The organism is Limnobacter sp. CACIAM 66H1 (genome assembly GCF_001601825.1).
Lineage (GTDB): Bacteria > Pseudomonadota > Gammaproteobacteria > Burkholderiales > Burkholderiaceae_B > Limnobacter.
The window spans coordinates 1-2746 of the sequence record NZ_LUJK01000101.1 but is presented as its reverse complement, the minus strand read 5'-3'; the positions used below and the strand labels follow the sequence as shown (position 1 = coordinate 2746).

4 protein-coding genes are annotated in these 2746 nt (G+C 50.9%); all 4 read right to left on the bottom strand.

Translation table 11 applies throughout. The annotated features are described in order from the left end of the window. Positions 1 to 65 precede the first annotated feature (65 nt). On the bottom strand, positions 66 to 632 hold the full coding sequence (locus A0129_RS15675) for a fasciclin domain-containing protein (RefSeq protein WP_291716320.1): 567 nt from the start codon (positions 630 to 632) through the stop codon (positions 66 to 68). Positions 633 to 778: 146 nt separating this feature from the next. Next, entirely contained in the window at positions 779 to 1345 is a 567-nt protein-coding gene (locus A0129_RS15670) for a histidine phosphatase family protein (protein ID WP_291716319.1), read from the bottom strand. A 102-nt stretch (positions 1346 to 1447) separates the two neighbouring features. Then, positions 1448 to 2209: a TerC family protein gene (locus A0129_RS15665; protein WP_291716318.1), complete on the bottom strand. Its 762-nt coding sequence runs from the start codon at positions 2207 to 2209 to the stop codon at positions 1448 to 1450. Positions 2210 to 2289: 80 nt separating this feature from the next. Then, positions 2290 to 2649 carry a response regulator gene (locus tag A0129_RS15660; protein WP_291716317.1) on the bottom strand — a complete coding sequence of 120 codons (360 nt, stop codon included), beginning with the start codon at positions 2647 to 2649 and terminating at the stop codon, positions 2290 to 2292. Between the last annotated feature and the right edge of the window lie 97 nt (positions 2650 to 2746).

Genomic DNA, 2746 nt, shown 5'->3' with positions numbered 1-2746 from the left:
AAAACAGCAATTACAGGTCGGAGATGACGATGGGCTTGCTGAGCGCCCGTCAGGGGAAAATGGGATCAGGAGTTAGGCAGTAATACGCTGTCCACCACATGAATCACGCCATTGGATTGGGTGACGTTTGCAATGGTGACCTCAGCCGTACCGCCTTTTTCGTCAACCAGCACTACCTTGTCACCTTGGAGCTTGGCGCCCAGCGAGGCACCCGATGCTGTTTTCAAGGTGGCCATGCCACCAGCCTGAACAATTTTGTTGCTCAAATCGGCAGCCGTAATTTTGCCGGGCACCACGTGATAGGTCAGCACGCCTTGGAGGGCAGATTTGTTCTCGGGTTTCAGAAGGGTGTCGACCGTACCGCTTGGCAGTTGGGCAAATGCGTCATTTGTTGGCGCAAATACTGTGAATGGGCCCTTGCCTTTCAAGGTATCCACCAAACCAGCCGCTTGAACAGCAGTCACCAAAGTGGTGTGATCTTTTGAATTGACGGCATTGTCGACGATGTCTTTGTTGGGCAGCATGGGCGCACCACCCACCATGATTTCGGCTTGGGCAGGCAGGCTAAAAGCGGCTGCTGAAAGTGCAATTGAACCAATCAGGCTTGCTGTCGTGAGTTTTGATTTCAACATGTTTACTACCTCCAGTTGGAATTTCAAGCTACAAGATTTTCCACACGTCCCGGCTGTTGAACCGAAATCGTTAACTGTTCGAGGCAGTTATGCCGGCGAAGTTCAGCCTCCCTGGGTTAAGTTTTGTTAAGGTCTGTAAGTGGATGTCACTGAGTTTGAACCCGCCCAATCACGGTGACTTGGCCGTCCGGATTGAACTTGAATAAAACTACTTCACCTGAATCAGGATAAATACCGGTCAGGGCCGTGGTGTTGACCTGATGGGTAACATACAGAACCTTGTCGGTGGGTTTAAGCGTGGCCAGGTGTTTTTTCAAAGCGCTGGTTTGCTCAGCACTGTTGCCCCGCCCTTGGAAGAATGAATTTAAGGCAGGTAACGCATTGACAGTGCCCAAATTCAATTCCTCTGCGGTGTGCAAACAGCGGCACCATTGGCTTGAATAAATGGCGGTTGGCGTGATTCCCTGACTTCGAATGGTTTCACCCAATTTCCTGGCTTCTTCTCGCCCTGATGCACTCAGGTTGCGCTGTGTATTGCAGTCGCCTAGGGTGAACCCTTCCGGGTCGCCAAAGCCTGGCGCACTGGCGTGGCGCATGATTGCATGAACCCCCGGCTGTTTCCAGAGGTTCCAGACATTGGGTTCGGTGTACCCCGCCGTTGAAATCAGCGTAAGCGAGAAAAGAACAAGAAACTGAGCAATTCGGTGCTGCATGAATTCACCCTCTGGGTTTGACACTGAGGGGCTGTTTGCTTGGCCCACAAAACAAAAAAGCCAGTTTACACTGGCTTTTCTGCAATTTACTACCGGGTTTTATCAGGCAGCGTTGGTTTTGGCACGTGCCATTTCTTCAAGCCGTTGACGTTTAGCTTTTGATCGCAGGTTCAGCAATTCAACCAGCAGCGAGAAGCCCATTGCGCTGTACAGGTAAGCCTTGGGCACGTGTTGGCCAAAACTTTCCGCGATCAGCAACATACCGACCATCATCAAGAAGGCCAGTGCCAATACTTTCACAGAGGTGTGCGCCTCAACAAACTCGCCAATTGATTTGGCAAACACCATCATCACACCCACAGCCACCATCACGGCAGCAATCATCACCTCGATGTCGTCAGCCATGCCCACAGCAGTAATCACGGAATCCAAGCTGAACACGATATCCAAAATACCGATCTGAATGATGGAGTACCAAAACAGCTTGGCACCGGTTTTCTGAATAGCGGCACCTGCTTCCAGTTCTTCTTCAACCTGGTGTGGTGCTTCCACTTCGAGGTAAATTTCCTTTGAGGCCTTCCACAACAGGAACAAACCCCCGAAGAACAGTACCAAGTCTCGCCCAGTGATCGCTTTGCCAGCCACTTCAAACAAGGGTTCGGTCAAACCAATAATCCAGGACAGCGAAAACAGCAGGCCCACTCGGGTCGCCATTGCGAACATCAAACCGAACTGGCGCACGCGGTCGCGAATGTCTGCGGGCAGTTTCGACACCAGCACTGTAATGAACACAATGTTGTCGATACCCAGCACGATTTCCAAGGCCGTCAAAATCGCAAAAGCGATCCAAACGTTTGGATCCATTAGTAATTCCATAAAACACCCCGTTTTTTAGTCAAATTCAACAGCCCGCTATTTTGCACCACATTTCGCATGGTGGGTGATCATTTCGTATTCTGACTACTTATTGCCAAGCGATTTAACAACAGATTGAACTGAATCGGTTTTGCGAAATGGTAATTAAAGCCCGCGGCCACAGCCCGCTCAATATCACTGTCGAAAGCGTAGCCTGTCAATGCGGCAATTTCGCATTGCTGGTTGGGCCCTGTTGTGGATCGGATTTTCTCCACCACCTCATAACCTGAAAGTTTGGGCATGTCGATATCGAGCAAAATAAAGTCATAGGGTTCTGTCATCGCTTTGTTCAGGGCTTCTTTGCCGTCTCTGGCCACGTCGACCAGATGGGCATCTTTCTGCAGGAAAGTCTGGATCAGCCTGATGTTCAGGGGTGTATCGTCGGCCACAAGTACGCGCAGTGGCCTCAGGGGCAGATTCGCTCCTGGCTTGGCTGTCTAGCTGATGCTCGCGTTTCAGCGAGACCGAGAACATCACCTGTGTGCT

Excerpts from the sequence above, each read along its gene's own strand:
- A0129_RS15665 (WP_291716318.1), bottom strand. The coding sequence starts at position 2,209 with ATGGATCCAAACGTTTGGATCGCTTTTGCGATTTTGACGGCCTTGGAA.
- A0129_RS15670 (WP_291716319.1), bottom strand. The coding sequence starts at position 1,345 with ATGCAGCACCGAATTGCTCAGTTTCTTGTTCTTTTCTCGCTTACGCTG.
- A0129_RS15675 (WP_291716320.1), bottom strand. The coding sequence starts at position 632 with ATGTTGAAATCAAAACTCACGACAGCAAGCCTGATTGGTTCAATTGCA.